This window comes from Streptomyces sp. NPDC048643, assembly GCF_040650615.1.
GTDB lineage: Bacteria > Actinomycetota > Actinomycetes > Streptomycetales > Streptomycetaceae > Streptomyces.
The window spans coordinates 22,679-48,351 of the sequence record NZ_JBEZHO010000024.1 but is presented as its reverse complement, the minus strand read 5'-3'; the positions used below and the strand labels follow the sequence as shown (position 1 = coordinate 48,351).

The following is a 25,673-nucleotide window of genomic DNA, read 5'->3' as shown; positions in this document are numbered from 1 at the left end:
CCTTGTCGGATTGGCTTGTTCTCGCCCTCGCGATGGCGGCCGCGTGCATCGTGGTCCTCATCGTGACGCTCGTCCGGCATCGCCGGGCGCGCGAGGACGAGGACCCCAGCGAGACCCCGGACGTCATCGAGTACATGACGATGATGATCGGCGTGGTGTACGCCATCGTCCTGGGCCTCGCGATCGCCGGCGTGTGGGAGGCCCGCGGGGCCGCCCAGGACCATGTGCAGGCGGAGGCCCAGGCGCTGCACGAGATCTCCGAGCGGGTCCGGGTCTACCCGCCCGACGTGCGCGACCGCATCCGCGGTGACGTCGACGCCTATGTCGACTACGTGGTCACCAAGGAGTGGAAGTCCATGACGGACCACGGCCGGGTGACCGCCGAGGGCGGCCGGCTGCTCGAACAGATCCGGCACGACGTCACCGACTACGAGCCGAAGTCGGACTTCGAGGCCCAGGCGTACCAGCCGCTCGTGGACCAGGTGACGGCGGCCGACGCCGCACGCAGCGCCCGGGCCGACTCCACGGGGGCGACCATGCCCGGGGTGGTGTGGTTCGGACTGATCATCGGTGCCGTGGTCACCGTCGGGATGATCTTCGCCTTGCAGATCAGGCGCACCCCCCGCGAGCTGATCCTCGCCGGGCTGTTCTCCGCACTGATCGCGTTCCTGCTGTTCCTCATCTGGGACTTCGACGCGCCCTACAGCAGGGGGATCGCGGCGTCCGTGGAGCCCTTCACGGCGCTTTTCCCGCACCTGCCCGGCTGAGGCGTCAGCCGGACGGGGCCGGATGCCGGGGGACGGGCGACACGCCGTGTCCGTCCCCCGGCTGTACGCCTCGTGTCCCCCGTGCGGCCCACAGAAGTGACCCGTTCGCACTACAGGGATCGCGGACGGACCCACCCTTTCCTAGCGTTCCGATCATCGAGGTGCATTTCTGGCGCAATGCGGAAAAGGTCCGCAGCAAGGCTCCTCGGGGACCTGGAGGCTCACCATGCGCGCGATACGCGTCGCTTCGGCCGCACTGCTGGGCGTGACCGCCCTGACCTTCACCGCACCCGCCGCCTTCGCGGGCGACCGGGACGACCACAACATCACCCCGTTCGCCTTCAGCGTGCAGCCGTCCACCATCGCCGCCGGCGGCCAGGTGTCGCTGCTGCTGAAGCGGGACGGCGGGTGCCGCGGGAACGCGACGGTCACCTCCGGCGTCTTCGACACCGTCACGATCCCGCCGGGTCAGTCCTCGGCCACCGCCATGGTCGACTGGGACGCCAGGCCCGGTGCCGTGTACGACGTGACGTTCTCGTGCGGCGGGGCGAGCGGCAGCACCGGTCTCACCATCGCGAGCGGCCGTTCCAGCAGCCCGACCCCGGTCCCCCTGCAGCGCGGTGTGCGCGCGGGTGTCGGCGGCAGCGTCGGCGGCTTCGACCTCAAGGAGATCGGCATGGGCGCGGCGCTCATCACCGGTTCCGTGGGCGCGGCCTGGTACATGACGCGGCGCCGCTCGGCGTCCGACGACTCCTGACCCGAGGGCCCCGGCGGCACAGCGCTTCACCCCGGACCCGTCGGGAGGGTCCGGGGTGAAGCGCTGTCACGTGCGCGCTGTCTCCGGGGCGGACCGCCGGCCCCGAAGGGGTGGGGCCGGCCCGTCCCTGTGGTGGAACGCGGCCGAGCGGTCAGATGTGCTTCTCCGACCGGCGGCGCATCCAGAACACCCCGCCGCCGACGACCGCCGCGGCCACCAGGCCACCGCCGATCGCCATGTCGGTGGGCGTGGCGCCGGTGGAGCTGCTGCCACCGAGACCACCGCGGGTGCCGCCGATGACGGTGAAGGCCGCCGGGCGGGTGAGGGGGCCCGTCCCCTCGCAGTTGACGGTGATGTCGTACGAGCCGGGGCGGGCGTCCTGGTTGATGGTGGCCGTTCCGCTCGACGTCTCGTTGTGGGCACCGACGAGCGGCCGCAGCCGCGCCTCCCGGAACGCCGGCGAGGTCATGGTGCCCCCTCGCGAGCACCCGTCGACCGTCACCGTCAGCTGACCGCCGCGGGCGATGACGCTGGGCATGGCGACGATGTTGCTCGGACTGTTCCACGCCGCGGCCATCGGGGCGGCGAGCCCCACGGCGGCGACCGCGGCGGCAGACACCGCCAGGGCACGAGTAGTACGCATGTGATCCTCCGCGGAGACGCCCCCGGGAACCGTCCCCGGTGGATCGGCGAGAAAGCGCCTCCCAGACAGACCCTCAGATGCCGTGCACACGCCCGCATTTCGAGAATGGTCCGTCCTGGTGAGAGGACACGCCGAGAGAATTCCACGCAATCGGATATTGCCGCAGGTCACGGACCGTCAGAAAATTCCTGGTCATGGCAACTCGGATGGCGCAGGAGGCGTCCGTACCGCCACCCGTTCGCCCGCGCCCCGTCGCCCGGCGGCCCCGCTGCGATTAGCGTGCTCATATGCGCGACTGACGCGGCGACGGCCACGTCGAGAGGGGATGGCGAATGTCTGCGTCCGAGCTGGCCGAAGAGGAGGAGCGGCAGAGGAAGCGCGCTCCTTGGGGCGTGATAGCGCTTGTTCTGCTGACCGGTCTCGCGCTCATTCGGAACGGTTCCGGTGAGTTCGACGTGGGTCCGCCGCAGCCCGCCTCGGCGGCCGCCGCGGACAGCCGCACCCCCGGTGGCACCTTCGCCAAGGCGCCGGATCCGCTGCCGTACTCCGTCGTCGACCGGGTGCGGATCCCGGCCATCCGGGTCGACACCCCGGTGATGCCGGTGGGTCTGGACGCCGACGGCTGGGTCGCGGCGCCGCCGCCCGAGGACCCGAATCTCGCCGGCTGGTTCACCGGTGCGGTCGCGCCCGGCGAGAAGGGCACCTCGGTGATCGTCGGCCACGTCGACAACATGCAGGGGCCCGCCGTCTTCTACGGGCTCGGCGCGCTCAAGAAGGGGAACCGGGTCGAGGTTCTGCGCAAGGACGGAAAGACCGCGGTCTTCGAGATCTACGGCATCGAGGTCTTCTCCAAGGAGAATTTCCCCGGCGACCGCGTGTACAACAGCAAGGGAACTCCCGAACTGCGCGTCATCACCTGCGGCGGCGGTTTCTCCAAGCAACACGGATATGACGGGAACGTGGTCGTGTTCGCGAAGATGGTCGAAACGCGCTGAGCGTTCCACGACCCGGTGGATGAAAGCCGGCCGGCGGGAGTTCTTCGTTCTCCCGCCGGCCGGCCTCTCTTTCCGCCTATACGCCGTTTCTGCGCGGCACGGTGAGGTGGTAGCCGGAATCCAGCAGATGCGGCAGGTACTCACGCAGCGCCTGCACGCTCTGCGAGCGGTTGCCGCCCGCGTCGTGCGAGAGGACGACGACGCCCGGGGCGGCCTCCTTCTCCACCGTGCCGACGATCGAGCGGACGCCCGGCGTCGCCCAGTCGTTCGTGTCGATCGTCCAGGCCAGCGGCTCCATGCCGAGGTCGGCCTGGATCTGGAACGTCGCCCTGTTCCACGCCCCGTAGGGCGCGCGGAACCAGGCCGGGGACTCGCCGTAGGCGTTCTTGATGACCTTGCTGGTGCGCTCGATCTCGGAGCGGATCCTGGAGCGGGAGAGCGAGGTCAGCAGCGGGTGCGTCCAGGTGTGGTTGCCGACGATGTGACCGTCGTCGGCCATCTTGCCGAGCAGGTCCTTGTTGTCGTTGGCCATCTCCCCGCACACGAAGAACGTCGCGCGCACGTCGTACTCGCGCAGGATGCGCAGGACGTCGGGGGTGTAGAGCGGGTCGGGGCCGTCGTCGAAGGTCAGCACCATGGTGCGGCCCCGCCCGGACATGCGCAGGAACGGCTCGTGCCGGACGACCGTCCTGCCGGGGGCGCTGAGCGGTGGGCCGTAGCCGGTGATCGGCTGGAGGCGGTACGCGGACGGCTTGACGGCGCGGGCGGCCTGCGGACCGGAGCGGGGCGGGACCCGCACCGGTTGCGCGGCCGGGTCGGCGGTCAGGACGCGGGCTGTGCCCACGGCCCCGGCCGCCCCCAGGACGGCGGCGCCGGCGACCAACGCCTTACGTCGGGTGATCAGCTGATCCTTTTTCATGACCAATCAGTCACCCGGCGGAGGGCCCGCCCGACTGAGCAACACCGAGGGAGGCTTCCGAAAGCACCCGCCTGGACCATTTCAGCGGCGGCGCACCAGCGGGAACGGCAGGGTCTCGCGGATCGTCAGGCCGGTCAGGAACATGACGAGCCGGTCGACGCCGATCCCGAGCCCGCCGGTGGGCGGCATGGCGTACTCGAGCGCGTCGAGGAAGTCCTCGTCGAGCTCCATCGCCTCGGGGTCTCCCCCGGCGGCCAGCAGCGACTGCGCGGTGAGCCGGCGACGCTGCTCCACGGGGTCCGTCAACTCGGAGTAGGCGGTGCCCAGTTCCGTGCCGAAGGCGACGAGGTCCCAGCGTTCCGCGAGGCGCGGGTCCGTGCGGTGCTGCCGGGTGAGCGGGGAGACGTCGGTCGGGAAGTCCTTGTAGAAGGTGGGCAGCTGCGTCTTCTCCTCGACCAGGCGTTCGTACATCTCCAGGACGATGTCGCCGCGCCCGTCGTCGTCCACGTACGGCACGCCCGCCCGGTCACAGAGCCGCTGGAGCGCCTCCACGGAGGTGTCGGCGTCGATCTCGTCCCCGAGGGCCTCGGAGATGGCGCCGTAGACCGTCTTCACGGGCCACTCCCCGGAGATGTCGTACTCCGTGCCGCCCTTGCGGGCGATCGGTGAGCCGAAGGCGGCGGTCGCGGCGCCCTGGATCAGCTCGCGGGCGAGGTCGAGCATCACGTCGTAGTCGGCGAAGGCCTGGTAGGCCTCCAGCATCGTGAACTCGGGGTTGTGCTTGTAGGAGACGCCCTCGTTGCGGAAGGTGCGGCCCATCTCGAAGACCTTCTCCAGTCCGCCGACGCAGAGCCGTTTGAGGTACAGCTCGGGTGCGATGCGCAGATAGAGGTTCAGGTCGTAGGCGTTGATGTGGGTGGTGAACGGCCGGGCGTTGGCGCCTCCGTGGATCTGCTGGAGCATCGGGGTCTCGACCTCCAGGTAGCCGCGCTCCAGGAGGCCCTGGCGCAGGGCCTGGACCGCCGTGGAGCGGGACCGTACGACATCGCGGGCGCCGGGGCTGGACACCAGGTCGAGATAGCGGCGGCGCACCTTGGCCTCGGGGTCGGCGAGGCCCTTGCGTTTGTCGGGCAGCGGGCGGAGGCACTTGGCGGTGAGCTGCCAGGAGCTGACGAAGACGGTCGGTTCGCCCCGGTCGCTCGCGCCCGCGAGGCCGTCGGCGGTGATGTGGTCGCCGATGTCGACGACCTGGCGGAAGCGGTCGAGCGCCGCTCCGGACTCCTGGCGGGTGAGGGCGAGCTGGAGGTCGCCGGACCAGTCGCGCAGCACGGCGAAGAGGATGCCGCCGAAGTCGCGTACGAGCATCACGCGCCCGGCGACGGTGACGTCCTCGCCGCCGCGGACCTCGGCCAGCAGATGGGTGCGCGGCGGGATGCCGACCGGGTAGGGGTCGGTGCCGTCGGCGCGCAGCCGGTCGAGCTTGCGGTGCCGCACCCGGACCTGGTCGGGCAGGGCCGCGGTGGGGTCCTCCGTCACGCTCCCGTCGCCGGTGGCGAGGCCGAGGGCGGACAGGGACGGCAGCCCCGCCGTGGTGGCCGGCTCGGGACCGCCCCGGGAGTGCCCCTTTCCCCACAGGGAGTGCAGCGAGGGGACGGAGACGAAGCCCTCGGCGATGGCGGACGCCATGCCGATGCGGGCGAGGGAGCCGGTCTCGCCGTAGCAGATGAAGCGCGGGTACCACTCGGGGTGGTACTTGGCGTTGGAGCGGTACAGCGCCTCCAGCTGCCACCACCGGGAGAAGAACAGCAGCAGCCGGCGCCAGAGCCGCAGCACGGGTCCCGCGCCAATGCGGGCGCCTTCCTCGAAGACCGACCGGAACACCGCGAAGTTGAGGGAGATGCGCCGTACGCCGAACTTCCCGGCCGCGGCGCACACCTCCGCGACCATGAACTCCGTGACGCCGTTGGGGGCGCTGCGGTCGCGGCGCATCAGGTCGAGGGAGATGCCGTCGCGGCCCCAGGGCACGAAGGAGAGCAGGGCGAGGAGCCTGCCGTCGGAGTCCATCGCCTCGGCGAGCAGGCAGTCGCCGTCCTCGGGGTCGCCGAGCCGGTCGAGGGCCATGGAGAAGCCGCGCTCGGTCTCGGTGTCGCGCCAGGCGTCGGCCCGGCGGACGATCTCCTCCATCTCGGCCTCGGTGAGGGTGGAGTGGCGGCGTACCCGGCAGGTGGCGCCGGAGCGCTTGACGCGGTTGACGGCCTGTCGGGTGACGCGCATGTCGCGGCCGCCGAGGTCGAAGCCGGCGACGTGCAGGATCGCCTCGTCGCCGAGCTGGAGGGCGCCTAGCCCGGCACGCGCGTACGCCTTGGCCCCGTCCTCGGAGGCGCCCATCGCGGCGGGCGCCCAGGCGTACCGGCGGGCCGCGTCGAGCCAGGCGTCGATCGCGTGCGGCCAGGCCTCCCGGTCGCCGACGGGGTCGCCGCTGGCGAGGCAGACTCCGGCCTCGACGCGGTAGGTGACGGCCGCTTTGCCGCTGGGTGAGAAGACGACGGCCTTGTCGCGGCGGGTGGCGAAGTAGCCGAGGGAGTCGTCGGCGCCGTAGGCCTGGAGGAGGGCGCGGATGCGGGCCTCCTCGTCGCCGTGCAGCGCCGCCACCATGCGCTGGGAACGGAACAGCGTGGCGGCGGCGTTGAGCAGGGCGAGCGCGCCGAACAGGCCGAGCACGAAGAACAGCCAGCGCGGTGGCCGGCCGTCGAACGATCCGCCGGACACCAGTCCGCCGCAGACCCGGTTGGCGGCCCACAGGAGTCGCTGGCTGTGCGGCAGGGTGCCAGGAAACAGCTCCACCAGACCCCAACCGAACAGGATCGCGACGACGAGTCCGGCGACCAGGACGAGCAGGGCCCGCCGGACGGCTCCGCGCCGGGAGTCGGCGTAGAACTCGCGGCGGGCCACGATCAGCAGGGCCAGCAGCAGCCCGCAGACCACCAGGGAGGGGACGGACTGCGCGTACAGGCCGACGGCGACGCCGAGGATGTCCGTGAGGACCAGCAGGCCCAGGTAGACGACCACCAGCCACCAGGCGATCTTCTTACGGGCGGCCGTGGCGGCGGCGAGCAGGAAGAGGAAGACGGCGTAGGCGAGGTTGGCGCTGACCGGGATGATCAGCAGGTCGAGGAAGCGCGTGACCGGGCGCAGCACCCGGCGCAGCGGGGCGATGAAGGCCAGTACGGCGCAGAGCAGTCCGATGATGCCGAAGAACGTCGCGAAACCCTCGGGCACCTTGCTGAGGAATCCGCGCGGGGACGGCCGTGCCGGAGCGGCTCTGTCCTTGGACGGGCGGGCCTCCACCGTGGAACTCATGCTTCCGACTGTAGGAAGGGGGAGGCCGCCCCGCCCGTCGAGCGATTCTTCCGGGCTCCCCCGCGGCCGTGGGACCTGCGGGTTCCGCTAACCTCACAGCCGTGACGGATGAGCAGCACGCACAGGGGTTCGAGCGCGGGACGGACGGTCCCAAGGTCATCGTCGTCGGGGTGGACGGCTCCGAGTCCTCGCTGCGCGCTGCGGCGTACGCGGGGGGTCTGGCGCGGCGACAGCGGGCGCTGCTCGCGGTCGTCTACGTCCAGCCGGTGATGGCGGCGGGCGCGGCGCTCGGGGTGCCGGTGGCGGAGACGACCGACGAGATCGCCGAGGATCTGATCCGGTACATCCGCGACGCGGCCGAGCGGGTGAAGGACATATTCGACGTGCGCTGGGAGTTCCACACCTTCCGCGGCGATCCGTACAACGGCCTGGTCACCGCGGCCGACGAGCTGAAGGCCGACGCGGTGGTGGTGGGCGCCTCCGAGCAGGCCGGTCACCGGATCGTGGGGTCGGTGGCGATCCGGCTGGTGAAGGCGGGCCGCTGGCCCGTCACCGTCGTGCCGTAGCCCTCCTCCGCGCAGCCCTGCCGGACGCCTCCCTACTTCCCCATCACGAGGCCGTCCTTGCCCGCGCCCCGACTGAGGACGACGTCGCGGACACGGTCGCGGACGGCGCCGACCGCGGCCCCCTGATCCAGCGCGGCGTTGAGGTCGAGGACCCGGCCGGCGTCGAGGTCGAAGCACTGCGGGATGAACTCGGCCTTGCTGACCCTCCAGCGTTCGCCCGCCCGTGCGGGGGGCGCGAAGGTGAACCGTCCGATGGTGCTCTCGTTGCCGCGCGGGTCCTGGACGCCGTCGCCGTTGTACATCTCGCCGGCGATCTGGTCGCCCATGCCGTAGACGACCCAGGTGCCGTTGACCTTCTCGTACGCCTGCGGGACGTGCGCGTGGGTGCCGAGGATCAGGTCGATGTCGGGCCGCCCGGCGGTGGCGGACGCGGTCAGCCGGCGGCTCAGGTCCAACTGCTGCTCGTCGGGCTCGTCCTGCCACTCGGTGCCCCAGTGCAGGGAGACGACGACCACGTCGGCGCCCGCCTTGCGGGCGGCGCGGGCGTCCGCGACGATCCGGTCGGGGTCGATCGTCCGGACGGCCCAGGGCTGCCCCTGCGGCAACGGGATCCCGTTCGTGTCGTACGTGTAGGCGAGGTGGGCGACCCGGGCGCCGCCCGCGCGCAGCACGGTGGCAGCGCTCGCCTCCCGCGCCGTGCGCGCGGAACCGGCGTGCCGCACGCCCGCGCGGTCGAGGGCGTCCAGGGTGCGGCCGATGCCCGCGGCTCCGTCGTCGAGGCTGTGGTTCGAGGCGGTGGAACAGGCGTCGTAGCCCGTCGCGGCGAGGCCTTCGGCCACCTGGGGCGGGGACTTGAAGGTGGGGTATCCGCTGTAGTCGCCGTCCGCGCCGTAGACGGTCTCCATGTGACAGATCGCCAGGTCGGCAGCGGACACGATCGGCCGGACGCCCGCGAGCATGGGCCGGAAGTCGTATCCGTCGCCTCCGGCGTCGGAGGCCGCGCGGTCGATGATCGAGCTGTGCGGCAGGACGTCCCCCGAGGCGACCAGGGTGAAGGGACGGGTGGCACCGGGAGCGGCCTGTCCGTCCCGGCGGTGGCCGGCCGAGTCCTGGGCCTGGCAGGCAGCCGCCGTGGCGATGAGGACGGCCGCGACGGCCAGATTGATCTGTCGCGCGCGTGTGATCATGTCCGGCCCCATCTGGTCGTATTTGATTACTAATTGAGACGATTCCAGGTACACGGAGGGGCGACGGTCAAGGAGGCGCCACCGCGGCTCGCCCGTTCGGCGCCCGCGCGCCCGCCCGTTGGGGTGACCGGCGCCGAACGGACGTACGGTGCCGCCGGAATCCCGGCCTCCACCTCGGCGGACCGTTCGGCGCACCGTTCACCGACGGCATCGACCGCCCACCGCACGGGCGTGTCGGCGGCCTGTCCGCGCGGAGCGCATCGCGCTGCCATACACGCCATGACGGCCGGAACCACCACCATCACGAGCGGGACGACCGCCGAGCACGAGCTGGCCGCGCTGCAGCGCGAGCACGGCCGACCCCTCTTCGCCCTGCTGCTCCGCCTGTCGGACGGCGACCGGCAGCGGGCCGAGGACCTGCTGCAGGAGACCCTCGTCCGCGCCTGGCAGCACCCCGAGGCGCTACGGGCCGACGCCTTCGAGTCCGTCCGCCCCTGGCTGCTGACCGTGGGACGGCGGCTCGCCATCGACGCGCGGCGGGCCCGGCAGGCACGGCCGCCCGAGGTCGGGGACGCCGTCCTCGACCACGCGCGCATCTGCGCCGATCACGCCGAACGGTCGGCGGCGACACTCGATGTGCGGGAGGCTGTGAAGACACTCACTCCCGAGCACCGTGAAGTCCTGGTGCTCGTGTACTTCCAGGGGGCGAGTGTGGCGGAGGCCGCGGCGGCCCTGGGCATTCCGCCCGGTACCGTGAAGTCCCGCGCGTACTACGCGCTGCGCGCCCTGCGCCGGGTACTTCCGGGATATGCGGCCGACCTGCGGTGAAACCGAAGGCTTAGTCAAACCTCCGTAAAGCGCCTTGCCGACGACCATGGTTGAGCACTCAGCTTGCCTCATCCGTGTTCCGGACCGGGGCCCGGGGTCGGGCGACGCGCACGCACCGGAGGAGGGCAGGAAGGGATGCTGCACAGAGGGCAAGAGAGCACGGACGGCACCGGGGGTGGCGAACTCACCGTCCCCATGGCCTGGTTGTACGCCGAGTACATCGCCGACGAACTGCTGCGGACCGGCGATCTGATGCCGCCGACGTCCTTCGAGTTCCGCGCCGGGCGTGACGCCCTCGCGCTGACCATCTTCCTGTCCGACAGCAGCGGCGAACTCTCCGGGATCCGGGTCATCACGCAGCTGGAGACCTGGCTCTCCCTGACCGCCTACGACCAGCCCTGGCAGGAGTGGGTGCGCGAACACATGGCGCTGCGCGCGGCCGAGGCCGCCGGATCGGCCGCACCCGACCCCGACCTGGAGCTGGCGTCGACGGCCTGGCGCTGGCTGGAGGAGACCGAACTGCTCGCTCCCGACCTGGACGCGGTGCCCGGCGGCGGCCCGGTACCGGGTGAGGACGAAGGGCCGAAGGTGTGGACGCCCGCCTGGCGGCTGGGGCTTCCGCTGGGGCATCTCGCCATCCACCTCTTCTGAGAGAGCGTCTCCGCACCGCCTCCTCCACCGCGCCGCGATATTTCTTCGCGCCCGCACCAATCCGCGGGCACCGGCGCTCCGAATGTCTGAACCGCGATTCCGGACGGGTCTTGAGTGATTCGGCGGTCTGGTGCGTACCCGTGGGCAACAGCAGCACCACTCACAGTCCGCACCATCGCCACGAGGATTCGGTATTCGGTATGAGGTCCCTGGAACGGCATGGCGACGTCGGCGCCTACGCACTCGGCGTGCTCGACGAGGCGGAAGCCTTCCGCTTCGAGGACCACCTCATGGAGTGCCCTCGGTGTACGGCGCACGTGAGCGAGTTTCGCCCCGCCACACGGCAGTTGATGCTGTACCGCCGCTCGACGCCGCGCACGGTGCACCCGTTCGCCGCCCCCGGGCCGCGACTGCTCGACCGGCTGCTCGGCGAGGTGGCCGCGCGCAACCGGGCGGGGCGCAGACGCCTCCTGTACGTCGTGGCGGCCTCCGTGGTCCTCGCGGCCGGCGGCCCCGCGATCGCGGTCGTCACCGCGCACGACACCCCCACGAACCGGGTCGCCGCGGCGGACCCCCAGGAGCACCGTGTCGCCGCCACCGACGCGGAGACCGGGGTCTGGGCCCAGGTGACGACCGCGGACCGGACCTGGGGCACCGACGTCGACGTCCGGGTCAAGGACCCGGGAGGTCCCCGCTCCTGTCAGCTCGTCGCCGTCGGCAAGGACGGCACGGAGGAGACCGTGACCAGCTGGATGGTCCCGCCGCACCACGGCGAGGCCACCCGGATGCGGGGCGGCGCGGCCCTGCGGAGCGCCGACATCGGCCGGTTCGAGGTGCGTACGGCGGAGGGCAGGCACCTGGTGACCCTCAAGGCCCCCTGAGCGGCGCCCGTCCGCTCCGCTACTTGAGCAGGCGCGACATCCGCCGGTCCGCCAGCGGCTTGCCGCCGGTCTGGCAGGTCGGGCAGTACTGGAGGGCGGAGTCGCTGAAGGAGACCTCGCGGATGGTGTCGCCGCACACCGGGCAGGGCTCCCCCGCTCTCCCGTGCACCCGCAGCCCGCTCTTCTTCTCGGCCTTGAGGCGCCCGGCGGCCAGCCCGTGGGAGCGCTCCACCGCCTCGGTGAGGGTGACGTGCAGCGCCTCGTACAGCCGGCGGGTCTCCTCCGGGGTCAGGGAGGAGGCGAGCTTGAACGGCGACATCCTGGCGGCGTGCAGGATCTCGTCGCTGTACGCGTTGCCCACGCCCGCGATCAGGCTCTGGTCGCGCAGCGCGCCCTTGAGCTGACGCCGCTCCCCCTGGAGCAGGCCCGCGAAGCGCTCCTCGTCGAAGTCGTCGGCGAGCGGGTCGGGGCCGAGGCGGGCGACGCCGGGGATCTGCTCCGGGTCCGCGACGACGTACACCGCGAGGCGCTTCTGCGTGCCGGCCTCGGTGAGGTCGAAGCCCTCGCCGGTCTCCAGCGCGACCCGCAGCGCGAGCGGGCCCTTGCCGGGCTTGGGCGGGCCGTCCGGCAGGGTGTCGCGCCAGTGCAGCCAGCCCGCGCGGGCCAGGTGGGTGACGAAGTGCAGGCCGTCCGCGTCGATGTCGAGGAACTTGCCGAACCGGCGGACGGCCGTGACCTCGCGCCCTTCCAGGGCCGAGACGGGAGGGTCGTAGGTCTTCAGGACGCTGATGGCGACGGGCAGCACGCGCACGATCTCGCGGCCGACGAGACGGTCGGCCAGGAAGTCCTTGAGCGCGTCGACCTCGGGCAGTTCCGGCATACGTCCAGAGTGCCATCCGGCACCGACAGCGCTACCGAAGGCCTCGGTCCGGTCCGCGCGGCTCCGGGCCGTTCAGTCCCCTTCCCGGACGACGAACTCGCACCACACGGCCTTGCCGCCGCCCCGGGCCTCCACGCCCCAGACGTCGGTGAGGAGGTCGACGAGGAGCAGTCCGCGGCCGGACACACCGGACTCCCCGGCCTCGCGGCGGCGCGGCAGGGCGCTGGAGGAGTCCTCGACCTCGGCACGGAGTCTGCGGTCGGATCCCGTCAGGACCCGCAGGGTGACGACGGCCGAGCCCTCGGTGTGCATGAGGGCGTTGGTGATGAGTTCGTCGGCGACGAGCTCGATCTCGTCGGCCCGCTCGCCGGCCCCCCAGGCGCGGACCGCGGCCCGGATCATGTGCCGGGCCTCGATGAGCGCCTCGGGGTCGCCCGGTGCGACGTGCTGCTGGAGCCGTCCGCCGGAGCGCTGGTCGCTCAGGCCGCGGCGGCGCAGGAGCAGCAGGGCGACGTCGTCGTCCCCGCCACGGTCCTCCGCCATGTCGATGAGCCGGTCGGCGAGGTCGTCGACGTCCGGCGGGCCGACCCGGATCACCTCCCTGAGCGTGTGCATGCCGTCGTCGAGGTCGGCGCCCGGTACTTCGACGAGTCCGTCGGTGCACAGCAGCAGGGTCTGGCCCGGGTCGAGTTCGATGGTGGCGACCGGGTACTCGAGGCGCCCGAACTCGGCGGACAGGCCGAGCGGCAGGCCGCCCTCCACAGGGAGCCGCCTGCACGTTCCGTCGGTGTGCCGGACCAGCGGGTCGATGTGGCCGGCCCGGACGAGCTGGGCCACTCCGGTGGACAGGTCGATCTCGGCGTACAGGCAGGTCGCGAAGCGGTCGGTGTCGAGTTCGTCGAGGAAGACCGAGGCCCGGGCCATCACGGTGGCCGGGGTGTGGCCCTCGGCGGCGTAGGCGCGCAGCACGATGCGCAGCTGGCCCATGACGGCGGCGGCGTGCGTGTCGTGCCCCTGGACGTCGCCGATGACGGCGCCGACACGGCCGCCGGGCAGCGGGATGAGGTCGTACCAGTCACCGCCGATGTCGCGGCCGAGCGAGGCGGAGCGGTAGCGGACGGCGATGTCGGCGCCCGGCACGCTGGGGATGGAACGCGGCAGCATCGCCTGCTGGAGGCCCTGGGCGAGGTCCTTCTCCTGCTCGAAGAACATGGCCCGCTGGAGGCTCTGGGCGATGCTGCTGCCTAGGGCGACGAGGACGTTGCGCTCGTCCTCGGAGAAGCCGCGGCGGTCGTTGTAGAGCAGGCCGATCGCGCCGATGGGGCGGGCCTGCACGATGAGCGGCAGATAGGCGGCCGAGGTGATGTTCAGGCCGGTGATGTTCGGCCACAGCAGCGGGTACGACGCGGCGAACTCCTCCGGCGACTCGATGAAGTGCGGCGCCAGGTTCCGTACGACCTCGTTCATCGGGTACTGCGCGTCCAGGCGGGTGACCCGGGTGCCGGGGACGTAGCTGTCCACGGGGCCGGTGGCGACCATGCGGATGCGGCCCGCCTCGACCAGGCCCATGACCAGGCTGGTCGCCCCCAGATGGGTGAGGCCGTGGGTGTCCTCCAGGACGTCGATGACGTCCTGGACGGTGACCGCGTGGGCCAGCGCCGCCGTGGTGAGCTGGACGACGTTCGTCTGATGGCGCCGCGCCTCCTCCTGGGCGGCCTGCTCACGGCGCGCCGCGGCCTCGCTGAGCTCGTCGGTCGCGTCCCGGACGATGCCGACGATCCGGCGCGGCCGGCCGCTCTCGTCGCGGCGGATGTAGCCCTGGGTGTGGGTCCAGCGCAGGACACCGTCGCGGCGGCGGATGCGGAAGTAGGCACCGTAGTTCTCGCTGCCGTTCTTCAGCGCGTGGGACACCATCGTGTCGAGGCGCGTCGACTCGGCCGGCGGAACGCGCGTCGCGAGGGAGGCGGGAAGCCCGTCGTACTCGTCCGGGCGCACGTCGAAGACCTCGTGGGCCTGGGCGTCCATGTGCATCAGACCGGTGTCCAGGTCCCAGTCGAAGCTGCCCATGCGATTGAGCGCCAGGATCGGATCCGGGTGGGCGGGCCAGTCGTCCGGGAGTGACAGGGCGCTCGCTCCCCGATCAACCATGGGGCCACCTTGCCAGCATTTGCCCGATTATTCGACTTCTGGAGGCCTCTTCACCGGGTTCCGGGGGAGCCCTTTACCGGGCTCCCCCGTGGGGAGCGTTCGCTCAGCCGTCGAACACTCAGGTGGAGACGTCGAAGACGCTCTCGCCGGGATCGGGGTCGTCCGGGATCAGCCCGCCGTCGCCGGGGGCGTCGGGGAGGCCCGGGGCGGTGTCCTCGGGGGGCGTGCCCGGCCCGGTGGGCGGCGCCGAGGGCGTCGGGGAGTCCGGGTGGCCGGGGGCGGCCGTCTCGGACCGCCGCGGGGCTCCGCCGCCGGAGTCCGAGGGGGCCGGGGTGGCTCCAGGCCTGGTCGGCGGGGGCGCGCCGCGGGTGGCCGTGGCGCAGTCGCCGGGCTCGCCGGGCCCGGACGGGCGGTCTCGGCGGGAAACGCCCATGACGGTGTCGTCGGTCGGTGTGGCGGAGGGCCCGGTACCGGATCCGGCGGACTCCCCCGGGGTGGTCTCGGCGGTCTCCGGCGGCTCGGTGCGTGGCGCGTCCGCCGTGACGCAGTCCTCGGCGGAACGGTCCGGCGACGGGCTCCCGCCGTCCTCGTCACGGGGAGCGGTCCCGGAGGCCGAGTCGTGCGGGCTCGGCGAGGCGTCCGGACGGCCGGGCGGGGTCGTCCCGCCGGGCCGCGGTACGGGGTGGTCGTGACGGTGGCCGTCCTGCCCGACGGGCCGCTCGATCCAGCTGCCCGCCGTGACGTCGACGATCGTGAGGCCGGTGATCACGACGGGCGCCGGGGTCACCACGACGACCCGGGCGGGCCGGTAGCCGCGCCAGGGCCTGCCGCGCGTGGCCGGGTCGGCGTCCGTCGCGGTGGGCCGGCCGAGCGGGTTGCCGCACGCGCAGCGCACCCGGGGCACGCCCCGGTCGTCGACGAGGACGGCCGTGCCGGCCTGGAGCACGGCGGGGAACGCGGTCGCCTGCCCGTCGCGGAACCCGTGGTCGGTGACGCGGGTGTCCGCGCGCAGCACGACCGAGGTCAGTCCGCGCAGGTAGCCGGGGACGGACTCGGGTGCGATGCCGGAGGACTGGGCGAAGGCGCGATTCCTCGCCGGGTCGGCGGCGAGAGCCCCGACCTGCCGCTCGACGTCGCAGCTGCCGGTGTTCCGGGTGCCTCCGTAGAGGCCGGGGGTGGCGCCCGAGAAGGAGCCCGGGCCCTGGTCACCGGTGGCCGTCGGTTGCGGCGTTCGGGTGACGGGCGGCGGGGTGCCGGTGGCGGTGGCGGTCGACTCCGTGAAGGGGTCCGGACCGCGGTCCGAGAGCGGCTGGAGGAGCACCTCGCCGTCGGCCGATCCGCTCGCCGCCCTGTCCCGGTCGTGGCCGCCGCCGCACGCGGCGAAGAGGAGAACCGCCGCGAGGGCGCCGCCGGTGACGAGGGGCCTGGTGGGTATGCGCACCACGTTCTCCCGTTCATCGCGGGCCAGTCGTGGATCATTCTCTGCGTCACCCTCTTGGCGCACGCAAGCGGAGTACGGTCACCGAGCGTCACAATGGACGGGAGAGGAGCGCTCGACGTGGAGTGGTTCGCGGCACCCGACTACTGGCTGAGCCGGCTGGTCCTCCAGCGGGGGCTGGCCGTCCTGTATCTCGTGGCGTTCCTCGGCGCGGCCCTGCAGTTCCGGGCGCTGATCGGGGAGCGCGGGATGCTGCCGGTGCCGCGTTTCCTGCGGCGGGTGGGATTCCGGGACGCCCCGAGCGTGTTCCACCTGCGCTACTCGGACCGCTTCTTCGCGCTCTGGTCGTGGACGGGCTGCGCGGTGTCGGTGGCGCTGATCGCGGGCGTCGACGCGTATCTGCCGTTGTGGGGCTCGATGCTGTTGTGGCTGCTCCCGTGGGCGATGTACCTGTCGATCGTCAACGTGGGCCAGACCTGGTACGCGTTCGGGTGGGAGTCCCTGCTCCTGGAGGTGGGGTTTCTCGCGGTGTTCCTGGGCAACGACGAGGTGGCGCCGCCCGTCGTGGTCCTGTTCCTGCTGCGCTGGCTGCTGTTCCGCGTCGAGTTCGGGGCGGGCCTGATCAAGATGCGGGGCGACCCCTGCTGGCGCGACCTGACCTGCCTCGACCACCACCACGAGACCCAGCCGATGCCGGGGCCGCTGAGCTGGTTCTTCCACCACCTCCCGAAACCGCTGCACCGCGTCGAGGTGGCCGCGAACCACGTCACCCAACTCGTGGTGCCGGTGCTGCTGTTCACCCCGCAGCCGGTCGCGACCGCCGCGGCCTGCCTGATGATCCTGACCCAGCTGTGGCTGGTCCTGTCCGGCAACTTCTCCTGGCTGAACTGGACGACGATCGTGATCGCCGTGAGTGCCGTACGGATCCCCGGCGACGCGCCGCACACCGCGGCGCCCCCGCTCTGGTACGAGATCGTCGTCCTCGCGGTGTCCGCCGGGCTGCTGGCGCTCGGCGTCCGCCCGGTGCGCAACATGCTCTCGCGGCGGCAGGTCATGAACCGCTCCTTCGACCCGCTCCGGCTCGTCAACACCTACGGGGCGTTCGGCAGCGTCAGCCGGGTGCGCCACGAGGTGGTGGTCGAGGGCACCGCCGACGACGTCCCGCACGAGGACACCGGCTGGCGGGAGTACGAGTTCCGGGGCAAGCCCGGTGATCCGCGGTACTGGCCGCGCCAGTTCGCGCCGTACCATCTGCGTCTCGACTGGCTGATGTGGTTCGCCGCGCTCTCCCCCGGCTACGCCGACGCGTGGTTCGGCGGGCTGGTGGAACGGCTGCTGGTGAACGACCGGGACACGCTGCGGCTGCTGCGCCGCTCGCCGTTCCCCGCGGACGCCCCGCCCCGCTTCGTCCGCGCCCGCCTCTTCCGCTACCGCTACACGACGTGGCCCGAACTGCGCGAGACGGGCGCGTGCTGGCACCGGACGTACGTACGCGACTTCCTTCCGCCGACCCGGCTGGAAGGTGGTGCACTGCGGCGGGTGCCCTGAGCCGCCGCGGCCGGGCGGAGCCCGCGGGTCAGAGCCCGTAGACGCGCGTGGCGGTCCTGCCGAACACCGCCTCCCGCTCTCCCGGGCTCAGTGCCGTCGTCAACTCCTCGGCGATTTCCAGGACTTCGCCGTAGGTCGCGGCCAGCGTGCACACCGGCCAGTCCGAGCCGAACATGGTCCGGCCGGGCCCGAAGGCGGCGAGGGCGGTGTCCGCGTACGGCCGCAGGTCGTCCGGGGTCCGCCGGGCCGGGTCGGCCTCGGTGACCAGCCCGGAGAGCTTGCAGGCGGTGTTGGGCAGCGCGGCCAGGGCCCGGACGGCACTCGCCCAGGGTTCGAGAACGCCGGAGGCGATCGGGGGCTTGCCCAGGTGGTCGAGGACGAACGTGAGCCCGGGGTGGTCGGCCGCGGCCCGGGCGCACGCGGGCAGCTGGTGCGGCAGGACGAGAAGGTCGTACACGAGTCCCGCCCGGGCGACGGCTTCGAGTCCGCGCCGTACGTCAGGGCGCAGCAGCCATCCGGGGTCGCGCTCGCCCTGGACCTGGTGGCGGATGCCTTTGAGCCGGTGGCCTCCGGGCAGCTCCCGCAGTCGCGCCAGTTCGTCGGCGACGTCGGGACGGGTCAGGTCGGTCCAACCGACGACGGCGGCCACCAGGGGGTTCTTCTCCGCGAGGGAGAGGAACTCCGGGGTCTCCTCGGCGACGGTGACCGTCTGCACGAGGACGGTACGGTCCACACCCGCCGCCGCGGCCTCGGGTTCGAGGTCCGGCATCCCGAAGTCCCGCCGCAGGGGCTGGAGTTCGGGTCCGGTGATCCAGTCCTGGTCCCGGACGGCGAGGTCCCACACGTGGTGGTGCGCGTCGACTCTCACGGCAGTTCCCACACCACCGGCAGTCCCGCGTCGGCGCCCGCGCCGGAGTAGTCGTGCACGACGTCGAGGAGTTCGGCCATGCGGGCCTGCCAGGCGATGTTGACGGGGAGCCTCTCCAGTTCCGCGAGCATGCGCCCGTAGTCCTCGCACTCCAGGAGGTGGAACAGGTCGGTGCCGCTGCGCCAGATGGTCCAGGAGGTGGCTCCGGCGGCCCGGATCGCCGCGGTGAGTTCGGCCGGCACCTGCCGGTGCGCCGCCTCGTAGGCGGCGACCCGCTCCGCGCGGACCTTGGTGTGCAGGGCGACCCTCATGACGACTCCGGTACGGGGAGGGGGGCGGAGTCCGGCAGCAGGCCCTCGGCGCGCAGTTCCCGCCAGAAGGAGACCGGCACCGGAGTGGCGAACTGCGCTGCGCAGTCGCGGACTTCGGCGGCGGAGCGGGCGCCGACGAGGACGCTCGCCACGGCGGGGTGCGCCGCGGGCAGGGCGAGGGCGGCGGCACGCAGCGTGGTCCCGTGCCGCCCGGCGATCTCCTTCAGCCGGAGCGCCCGGTCCAGCAACTCGGCCGGTGCCGGTGCGTAGTCGTAGGTCGACCCGGGTCTCGGGTCGGCCAGCAGACCGGAGTTGAAGGCGCCGCCCACGACGACGGAGGTGCCGCGCCGCCGGGCGGCGGGCAGCAGGTCGGTGAGGGCGCCGTGTTCGAGGAGGGTGTACCGGCCGGCGCAGAGCACCACGTCGACGTCCGTCTCCTGCACGAAACGCGTGAGCATCGCGGTCTGGTTCATGCCCACGCCGATCGCGCCGACGACGCCCTGCGAGCGCAGCTTCTCCAGCGCCGGGTAGGCCTCGTGGAAGGCCTGCTCGGCGTAATCGTCGGGGTCGTGCAGGTAGACGACGTCCACCCGGTCGACGCCGAGCCGTTCGAGGCTGGCGTCCAGGCTCCGGCGGACCCCGTCGGCGCTGAAGTCCCAGACACGGCGGTGGGTGGCCGGCACCGCGAAGCCATGGGCGAGGTCATCGCCGCCCGCGTCCGCGGGTTCCAGCAGACGGCCCACCTTGGTCGAGAGGGTGTACTCGGAGCGGGGCCGGTCGCGCAGCGCCGCGCCGAGCCGCCGCTCGGAGAGTCCGATGCCGTAGTGCGGGGCCGTGTCGAAGGTGCGGATGCCGCACGTCCAGGCGGCGTCGACGGCCGCGCGTGCCTGCTCGTCGGTCACCTCGGTGTACAGGTTGCCGATGCCGGCGGCGCCGAAGGAGAGGGCGCCGACGGGGACGCCGCTCGCGCCGAGGGTGTTCACCGGCCCGCCGGGCGCAGTCGCAGGCCCTGCATGCCGCCGTCGACGGCGAGCGCGGTGCCGGTGGTGGCGCCGGACAGGGGACTCGCCAGGTAGGCGATGGCGCCGGCGACCTCCGGCGCGGACACCAGCCGGCCGGTGGGCTGGCGCGCCTCCAGGGCGGCGCGTTCGGCGGCCGGGTCGGGGGCGGCGTCGAGGAGCCGCCCCACCCACGGGGTGTCGACGGTGCCGGGGTTGACGCAGTTGACGCGCACCCCCTCGCGGACGTGGTCGGCGGCCATCGCGAGGGTGAGGGCGAGGACGGCGCCCTTGGAGGCCGAGTACAGGGCGCGCTGGGGCAGTCCGGCGGTGGCCGCGATGGAGCAGGTGTTCACGATCGCCGCGTGCGAGGAGGCCCGCAGGTGAGGCAGCGCCGCTCGGGTGGTCCGCACGATGCCGAGGACGTTGACGTCCAGCACGCGGCTCCATTCCTCGTCGTCGTTGTCCTCGACGGTGCCGCGGGCACCGATGCCCGCGTTGTTGACGAGCACGTCGAGGCCGCCCAGGGCGGCGACCGCGGCGGCGACCGCCGCGCGCACCGAGGCGTCGTCGGTGACGTCGGCGCGGTGGCCGGTGAGCGGCTTGTCGACCGACGAGGGGTCGAGGTCGAGGACGGCGACGCGGGCACCGCGGGCGGTGAGAAGGTCGGCGGTGGCCCGGCCGATGCCGGAGGCGCCGCCCGTCACCAGCGCCGTGAGCCCGTCGAAGTCGCGCATGTCCTGAGGGTCCGTCATGCTGCTTTCCCCTTGCGTTCGTCGGCGTCCCGCTGGGCGAGGTCGGCGGTCCAGAAGGTGCCGTCCGGGTAGGTGAACTCCGCGATGGACTCGGGGCGCATGGTGGCGGAGAACCCCGGAGCGGTGGGTGCCGTGTAGCGGCCGTCGCGGATCACCACGGGCTCGGTGAAGTGGTCGTGCAGGTGGTCGACGTACTCGATGACCCGGTCGTCGGTGGTGCCGGCCAGGGCGACGAAGTCGAACATCGAGAGGTGCTGGACGAGTTCGCACAGTCCGACGCCTCCCGCGTGCGGGCAGACGGGGACGCCGAACTTGGCCGCGAGGAGCAGGATGGCGAGGTTCTCGTTGACCCCGCCGACCCGGGCCGCGTCGATCTGCAGGACGTCGACGGAGCCCGCCTGGAGGAGTTGCTTGAACACGATGCGGTTCTGGACGTGTTCACCGGTGGCGACCTTGACGGGGGCGACGGCCGAGCGGACGGCGGCGTGTCCGAGGATGTCGTCCGGGCTCGTCGGCTCCTCGATCCAGTACGGCTCGAACTCGGTGAGCGCCCGCGTCCAGTCGATCGCCTCGTCCACGTTCCAGCGCTGGTTGGCGTCGATCGCGATGCGGATGTCCGGACCCACCACCGCGCGGGCGACCCGGCAGCGGCGTATGTCGTCCGCGAGGTCCGCCCCCACCTTCAGTTTGATCTGCCGGAATCCCCCGGCGACCGCCTCGGCGGCGAGCCGGGTGAGCTTCTCGTCGCTGTAGCCGAGCCAGCCGGGCGAGGTGGTGTAGGCCGGGAACCCCTCGGCGCGCAGGGTCGCGGTGCGCTCCGCCGCCCCCTCCCTCCCCCGGCGCAGGAGGTGGAGCGCCTCCTCCGGGGTCAGCGCGTCCGTGATGTAGCGGAAGTCGACCTGGCCGACGAGCCAGGCGGGGTCTGCCTCCGCGAGGAGCTGCCACAGCGGCTTGCGCGCACGCTTGGCCGCCAGGTCCCACACGGCGTTGACCACGGCACCGATCGCCATGTGCATCACGCCCTTCTCCGGTCCCAGCCACCGCAGTTGACTGTCGCCGACCAGGTCCCGGGAGAGGGAGCCCGGGTCGGCGCACAGCTCGTCCACCGGCCGGCCGAGGACATGCCCGCGCAGCGCGTCGATCGCGGCGACCTGGACATCATTGCCCCGCCCGATGGTGAAGGTGAAGCCGTGCCCCTCGGCCCCGTCCGGCGCGTCGCTGCGCAGGACGACGTAGGCCGCCGAGTAGTCGGGGTCCGGGTTCATCGCGTCCGAGCCGTCGAGCTCGCGCGAGGTGGGGAAACGGACGTCGTAGGTGTCGACCGCGGTGATGCGGGCGGGGGTCGGGGACACGGAAGGCCTTTCGGTCGGTGACAGGGGGTCCTCGGTGGGGCGTCCGCCGGTCCGGGCCCCGGTGCTCGGTCGCTCAGTCCTGGGCGCGGCCCGTCGTCACCCGGGCGATCATGAGGGCGACGAGGATGATCCCGCCGTAGATGGCCTGGATCCAGAAGGACGGCACCTGGGCGAGCGTGAGCAGGTTCTGCACCACGCCGAGGAGGAGGACGCCGGTCAGAGCGCCGAACATGGTGCCCTTGCCGCCGTCGAGACTGATCCCGCCGATGACCGCGGCGGCGAACACCGTGAAGATCATGTTGTTGCCCTGGTTGGCGCTGATCGCGCCGACGTAGCCCGTCTGCATGATGCCGCCGACGGACGCGAGCACACCCGCGACGACGAACACCCCGAGCATCACCCGCTCGACCCGGATACCGGCCGCGCGGGCCGCGTCCGCGTTGCCTCCGATGGCGTACAACGCGCGTCCGACGCGGTGGTACTTGAGGACCAGACCGGCGACCGCGAAGGCGACGGCGGCCAGCCACACCGACAGCGGGACGCGCAGGAACGTCGTGGTGGCGAGGGAGAAGAACGCGTCGGGCATGCCGAACAGGGTCTTGCCCTTGGTCGCGCCGACCAGAAGGCCCCGCAGGACGATCAGCATCGCGAGCGTGACGATGAAGGCGTTGAGCTTGAACTTCACGACGAGGATGCCGTTGAACGCTCCGATGGCCGCGCCCACGACGAGGATCGCGAGGAGGGCGAGCGCCGCCGGGAACTCCGTGCCCCAGCCGGACTGGGCGGCGGGCAGCACGAGCAGTGCGCCGACGGCGGGCGCGATACCGACGACGGACTCCAGCGACAGGTCGAACTTGCCGGTGATGAGGACGAGCGACTCGGCGAGCACGACCATCGCGAGGGCGGCCGAGGCGCCGAGGATGGAGATGATGTTGCGTTCGGTGAGGAACGAGTCGTTGACGAACGCGCCGAGCACGACCAGGAGCAACAGGGCCGGTACGAGGGCGAGTTCGCGGGCCCTGCGCAGGAGGACGGCCTTGGCGGCGCGCGGGTCGGGGGTGCGGGAGGGGGTGAGCGGCGGGGTCTTCGTCTCAGTCATCCCGGCCTCCCCCGCCGCTGCCGGGGATCCCGGGGGTGTCCCCCGCGGGGGTGCCGTTGCCATGGTCCACTCCTTCGATGGAGGCGATCAGCTCGTGGTCGCGCCAGCCCGCCGGATGCTCGGCGACGACACGGCCGTGGAAGAGGACGAGGACGCGGTCGCAGCGGCGCAGGTCGTCGAGTTCGTCGGAGACGACCAGCACGGCGGTGCCGTCCTCGCGGGCGCTGTCCATCCGGGACAGCAGGGACTCCTTGGACTTCTCGTCGACGCCCGCTGTCGGGTTGATCAGGACGAGCAGACGCGGGTCGGAGGCGAGCGCACGGGCCATGACGACCTTCTGCGCGTTGCCGCCCGAGAGGTCGGAGACGGGCTGCTCGGGTCCCTCGGTGTGGATGCCGAGGCGTTCGATGAGCCCGGCGGCGAAGCCGCGTCTGCGGCCGGTGCCGATGAACCCGTGGCGGCCCAGCCGGTCCAGGACGCTCAGAGTGGCGTTGTCACCGACGCTCATCCCGGGCACAAGGCCCTGCTCGTGCCGGTCCCGCGGAACGCAGCCGACCCCGGCCTTCAGCGCGGCGGCCACGTCGCCGAACGGGAGCCGCTCACCGCTCAGCCGGGCGCTGCCGCCGGTCGGGGTGTGCAGTCCGGCGAAGGACTCGGCCAGCTCGGTCTTGCCGCTGCCGCTGGACCCGGCGAGCCCGACGACCTCGCCCCGGCGCACGGTCAGATCGATCCGCTCGTACGCCGGGGAGGTGAGCCCCGTGGCGTCCAGGACCACGGGTGCGTCGTCGTCCGACTCCCGCGGGGCGACGGCCAGTTCGGCGATGGACTCCCCCGCCATGGCCTCGACCAGTGCGGGGCGCGGGAGTTCGGCGACCGGCGCGGTGGTGATCCAGCGGGCGTCCCGCAGGACCGTGACCGTCTGGCACACCTCGTACACCTCCTGGAGGTGGTGCGAGATGAACAGGAAGGTGACGCCGGATTCCTGGAGCCCCCGCATCCGGGTGAAGAGCCGCTCGATCTCCCGGCTGTCGAGCTGGGCGGTGGGTTCGTCCAGCACGATGAACCGGGCTCCGAAGGAGAGCGCCCGCGCGATCTCGACCATCTGCCGGTCCTCGACCTTGAGGTCGGCGGTGCGGGCGTCCGGGTCGACGCGCACGTCCCAGGTCTCCAGCAGCCGCGCCGCCTCGGACCGGAGCCGACGCCAGCTGATGAAGCCGCCCCGGCCCGTCGGCTGCCGGTTGATGAAGAGGTTCTCGGCGACCGTCAACTCGGGCACGACGGTGGGCTTCTGGTAGACGCAGGCCACTTTGCGCCGCCAGGCGTCACGGTCGGCGAGCGGGGGCGCCGGCCGGCCGTCGAAGCTGATCGAACCCTCGTCCGGCGCCTGGAGGCCGGTGAGCAGGGTGACGAGGGTGGACTTGCCGGCGCCGTTGCGTCCGACCAGGGCATGGGACTCACCGGGGAACACGGCGAGCCGACCGTCTCGGAGAGCGACGGTGGGACCGTACCGCTTGGTGATCCCCCGCGCCTCGACCAGTGGAGTGCTCATTTGACCGTGTTGCCCCACAGCTTCGGGTCGTCCACGTTCTCCTTGGTGACGAGCGGCGCGGGCAGCTGGTCCTCCAGGATGCCGCCGGGCAGCTTCACGATCTCGGAGTCGTGGTCGGTCGGACCGGGCTTGAACTTCTTCCCCTGCATCGCGGCCTTGATGTAGTACATGCCGTACTTGGCGTAGGCGTCGGCCGGCTGCGAGACGGTGGCGTCGATCTCGCCCTTGCGGATGGCGTCGAACTCCTGCGGGATGCCGTCGTTCGAGACGATGGTGATGTGCCCGGCGGCGCCCGCCTTCTTCAGCATGCCCTTGGACTTGAGGGTCTGCAGGGTGGGCGCGAGGTAGACGCCGCCCGCCTGCATGTAGATGCCCTTGATGTCGGGGTTGGCGTTCAGCAGGGTGTCCAGCTTGGAGGCCGCGGTGTCGGACTCCCACTTGGCGGGGATCTCCAGGACCTTCAGCTTCGGGAAGTTCTTCCGCACGCAGGTGCGGAACGCCTCTGAGCGGTCACGGCCGTTGACGGACGCCAGGTCGCCCATGATCTGCACGACCTTGCCGGAGCTGATCTGCTTGCCGAGGTACTGGCATGCCTTCTCGCCGTACGCCACGTTGTCGGCGCGTACGACCATGGCGACCTTGCCCTTCTCGGGCGCCACGTCGACGGCGACCACGGGGACGCCCTTGCGCTCGGCCTGGTCGAGGCCCGCGGCGATCGCGGCGCTGTCCAGCGGGGCGACCACCAGTCCCTCGACGCCCTGGTTGAGCTGGTTGTTGATGTCGGTGATCTGTTGCGAGGGGTCACTGTTGGAGTTGACGGTCTTGAGCGCGTCCACGCCCTCCGACGTGGCCATCTTCGGCACGTAGTCGTTGTACGACTGCCAGAACGGTGAGGTCAGCAGCGGCAGGATCACCCCCACCTTGCCGCCTCCGTCGCCCTTTCCGCCGCCCGAGGCGACGTCGTCCTTCGTGCTGCCGCACGCCGCGAGCACGAGGGTCGCGCAGGCGGCCACCGCCACCGCGCCCGCCGTCCGCGACGGGATTCGCCTGTTCCGCACAGTTCTGCCGGCCATCTGACGGCTCCTCATTGAGCGTGATCGAGCAGGACGGGTGGCCGGAGGTCCCTCTACCGACCGGGACGAATATTTATCAGACCACTTCGGGCCTCCAACA

General features: G+C 72.1%; 23 protein-coding genes. 8 read left to right on the top strand and 15 right to left on the bottom strand.

Going from position 1 to position 25,673, the window contains the following annotated elements; all coding sequences use genetic code 11:
- The first annotated feature begins 2 nt into the window (after nucleotides 1-2).
- Together AB0C62_RS23415 and AB0C62_RS23410 are read left to right on the top strand one after the other, a co-directional pair.
- Nucleotides 3-767 (top strand): hypothetical protein, encoded by a 765-nt coding sequence (locus tag AB0C62_RS23415; RefSeq protein WP_326841852.1) that lies wholly within the window; start codon nucleotides 3-5, stop codon nucleotides 765-767.
- A gap of 226 nt (nucleotides 768-993) precedes the next feature.
- Nucleotides 994-1,524 carry a hypothetical protein gene (locus AB0C62_RS23410; RefSeq protein ID WP_362976051.1) on the top strand — a complete coding sequence of 177 codons (531 nt, stop codon included), beginning with the start codon at nucleotides 994-996 and terminating at the stop codon, nucleotides 1,522-1,524.
- A gap of 151 nt (nucleotides 1,525-1,675) precedes the next feature.
- On the opposite strand, the gene AB0C62_RS23405 is transcribed toward AB0C62_RS23410, so the two are convergent.
- Nucleotides 1,676-2,167 (bottom strand): hypothetical protein, encoded by a 492-nt coding sequence (locus AB0C62_RS23405; protein ID WP_362976049.1) that lies wholly within the window; start codon nucleotides 2,165-2,167, stop codon nucleotides 1,676-1,678.
- A 332-nt stretch (nucleotides 2,168-2,499) separates the two neighbouring features.
- On the opposite strand from AB0C62_RS23405, the gene AB0C62_RS23400 reads away from it, so the two are divergent.
- Nucleotides 2,500-3,162: a class F sortase gene (locus AB0C62_RS23400; RefSeq protein WP_362976047.1), complete on the top strand. Its 663-nt coding sequence runs from the start codon at nucleotides 2,500-2,502 to the stop codon at nucleotides 3,160-3,162.
- Between the two features lie 76 nt (nucleotides 3,163-3,238).
- Here the strand turns inward: AB0C62_RS23400 and AB0C62_RS23395 are convergent, their stop codons facing one another.
- Together AB0C62_RS23395 and lysX are read right to left on the bottom strand one after the other, a co-directional pair.
- Nucleotides 3,239-4,081, bottom strand: a complete 843-nt coding sequence (locus tag AB0C62_RS23395) for a polysaccharide deacetylase family protein (protein ID WP_362976045.1) — start codon at nucleotides 4,079-4,081, stop codon at nucleotides 3,239-3,241.
- An 81-nt stretch (nucleotides 4,082-4,162) separates the two neighbouring features.
- The gene (gene lysX, locus AB0C62_RS23390) at nucleotides 4,163-7,441 is read right to left on the bottom strand and encodes a bifunctional lysylphosphatidylglycerol synthetase/lysine--tRNA ligase LysX (RefSeq protein WP_362976043.1); all 3,279 of its coding nucleotides are present in this window, start codon (nucleotides 7,439-7,441) and stop codon (nucleotides 4,163-4,165) included.
- Between the two features lie 101 nt (nucleotides 7,442-7,542).
- Between lysX and AB0C62_RS23385 the strand changes: the two genes are divergently transcribed.
- Entirely contained in the window at nucleotides 7,543-8,007 is a 465-nt protein-coding gene (locus AB0C62_RS23385; protein WP_362976041.1) for a universal stress protein, read from the top strand.
- 32 nt (nucleotides 8,008-8,039) lie between these two features.
- Here the strand turns inward: AB0C62_RS23385 and AB0C62_RS23380 are convergent, their stop codons facing one another.
- Complete coding sequence (locus AB0C62_RS23380; RefSeq protein ID WP_362976039.1) at nucleotides 8,040-9,194, bottom strand: CapA family protein; 1,155 nt, start codon at nucleotides 9,192-9,194, stop codon at nucleotides 8,040-8,042.
- A 279-nt stretch (nucleotides 9,195-9,473) separates the two neighbouring features.
- Between AB0C62_RS23380 and AB0C62_RS23375 the strand changes: the two genes are divergently transcribed.
- The 3 genes from AB0C62_RS23375 (at nucleotide 9,474) to AB0C62_RS23365 (ending at nucleotide 11,554) form a co-directional block, all read left to right on the top strand.
- Nucleotides 9,474-10,022: a sigma-70 family RNA polymerase sigma factor gene (locus AB0C62_RS23375; protein WP_362976037.1), complete on the top strand. Its 549-nt coding sequence runs from the start codon at nucleotides 9,474-9,476 to the stop codon at nucleotides 10,020-10,022.
- 135 nt (nucleotides 10,023-10,157) lie between these two features.
- Entirely contained in the window at nucleotides 10,158-10,673 is a 516-nt protein-coding gene (locus AB0C62_RS23370; protein WP_362976035.1) for a hypothetical protein, read from the top strand.
- 200 nt (nucleotides 10,674-10,873) lie between these two features.
- On the top strand, nucleotides 10,874-11,554 hold the full coding sequence (locus tag AB0C62_RS23365; RefSeq protein WP_362976033.1) for a zf-HC2 domain-containing protein: 681 nt from the start codon (nucleotides 10,874-10,876) through the stop codon (nucleotides 11,552-11,554).
- A gap of 19 nt (nucleotides 11,555-11,573) precedes the next feature.
- Here the strand turns inward: AB0C62_RS23365 and AB0C62_RS23360 are convergent, their stop codons facing one another.
- From AB0C62_RS23360 to AB0C62_RS23350, 3 genes are all read right to left on the bottom strand, one after another.
- The gene (locus AB0C62_RS23360; RefSeq protein ID WP_362976031.1) at nucleotides 11,574-12,434 is read right to left on the bottom strand and encodes a DNA-formamidopyrimidine glycosylase family protein; all 861 of its coding nucleotides are present in this window, start codon (nucleotides 12,432-12,434) and stop codon (nucleotides 11,574-11,576) included.
- A gap of 72 nt (nucleotides 12,435-12,506) precedes the next feature.
- Complete coding sequence (locus AB0C62_RS23355) at nucleotides 12,507-14,582, bottom strand: SpoIIE family protein phosphatase (protein WP_362976029.1); 2,076 nt, start codon at nucleotides 14,580-14,582, stop codon at nucleotides 12,507-12,509.
- A 118-nt stretch (nucleotides 14,583-14,700) separates the two neighbouring features.
- Nucleotides 14,701-16,023 (bottom strand): DUF6777 domain-containing protein, encoded by a 1,323-nt coding sequence (locus tag AB0C62_RS23350; protein WP_362976027.1) that lies wholly within the window; start codon nucleotides 16,021-16,023, stop codon nucleotides 14,701-14,703.
- A 117-nt stretch (nucleotides 16,024-16,140) separates the two neighbouring features.
- On the opposite strand from AB0C62_RS23350, the gene AB0C62_RS23345 reads away from it, so the two are divergent.
- Nucleotides 16,141-17,568, top strand: coding sequence for a lipase maturation factor family protein (locus AB0C62_RS23345; protein WP_362976025.1), 1,428 nt, complete (start codon nucleotides 16,141-16,143; stop codon nucleotides 17,566-17,568).
- Nucleotides 17,569-17,596: 28 nt separating this feature from the next.
- Here the strand turns inward: AB0C62_RS23345 and AB0C62_RS23340 are convergent, their stop codons facing one another.
- The 8 genes from AB0C62_RS23340 to AB0C62_RS23305 form a co-directional block, all read right to left on the bottom strand.
- Complete coding sequence (locus tag AB0C62_RS23340) at nucleotides 17,597-18,436, bottom strand: amidohydrolase family protein (protein WP_362976023.1); 840 nt, start codon at nucleotides 18,434-18,436, stop codon at nucleotides 17,597-17,599.
- Complete coding sequence (locus AB0C62_RS23335) at nucleotides 18,433-18,747, bottom strand: L-rhamnose mutarotase (protein WP_362976021.1); 315 nt, start codon at nucleotides 18,745-18,747, stop codon at nucleotides 18,433-18,435. The genes AB0C62_RS23340 and AB0C62_RS23335 overlap by 4 nt, the downstream gene beginning before the upstream one ends.
- Complete coding sequence (locus AB0C62_RS23330) at nucleotides 18,744-19,730, bottom strand: aldo/keto reductase (protein WP_362976019.1); 987 nt, start codon at nucleotides 19,728-19,730, stop codon at nucleotides 18,744-18,746. Before AB0C62_RS23330 ends, AB0C62_RS23335 begins: the two co-directional genes overlap by 4 nt.
- Nucleotides 19,727-20,482, bottom strand: a complete 756-nt coding sequence (locus tag AB0C62_RS23325; protein WP_362976173.1) for an SDR family oxidoreductase — start codon at nucleotides 20,480-20,482, stop codon at nucleotides 19,727-19,729. Before AB0C62_RS23325 ends, AB0C62_RS23330 begins: the two co-directional genes overlap by 4 nt.
- Before the next feature lie 14 nt (nucleotides 20,483-20,496).
- Nucleotides 20,497-21,852: an L-fuconate dehydratase gene (locus tag AB0C62_RS23320; protein ID WP_362976017.1), complete on the bottom strand. Its 1,356-nt coding sequence runs from the start codon at nucleotides 21,850-21,852 to the stop codon at nucleotides 20,497-20,499.
- Between the two features lie 73 nt (nucleotides 21,853-21,925).
- Entirely contained in the window at nucleotides 21,926-22,951 is a 1,026-nt protein-coding gene (locus tag AB0C62_RS23315) for an ABC transporter permease (protein WP_362976015.1), read from the bottom strand.
- Nucleotides 22,944-24,500, bottom strand: coding sequence for a sugar ABC transporter ATP-binding protein (locus tag AB0C62_RS23310; RefSeq protein ID WP_362976013.1), 1,557 nt, complete (start codon nucleotides 24,498-24,500; stop codon nucleotides 22,944-22,946). The genes AB0C62_RS23315 and AB0C62_RS23310 overlap by 8 nt, the downstream gene beginning before the upstream one ends.
- Nucleotides 24,497-25,573, bottom strand: a complete 1,077-nt coding sequence (locus tag AB0C62_RS23305) for a sugar ABC transporter substrate-binding protein (protein ID WP_362976011.1) — start codon at nucleotides 25,571-25,573, stop codon at nucleotides 24,497-24,499. The genes AB0C62_RS23310 and AB0C62_RS23305 overlap by 4 nt, the downstream gene beginning before the upstream one ends.
- Nucleotides 25,574-25,673 lie beyond the last annotated feature (100 nt).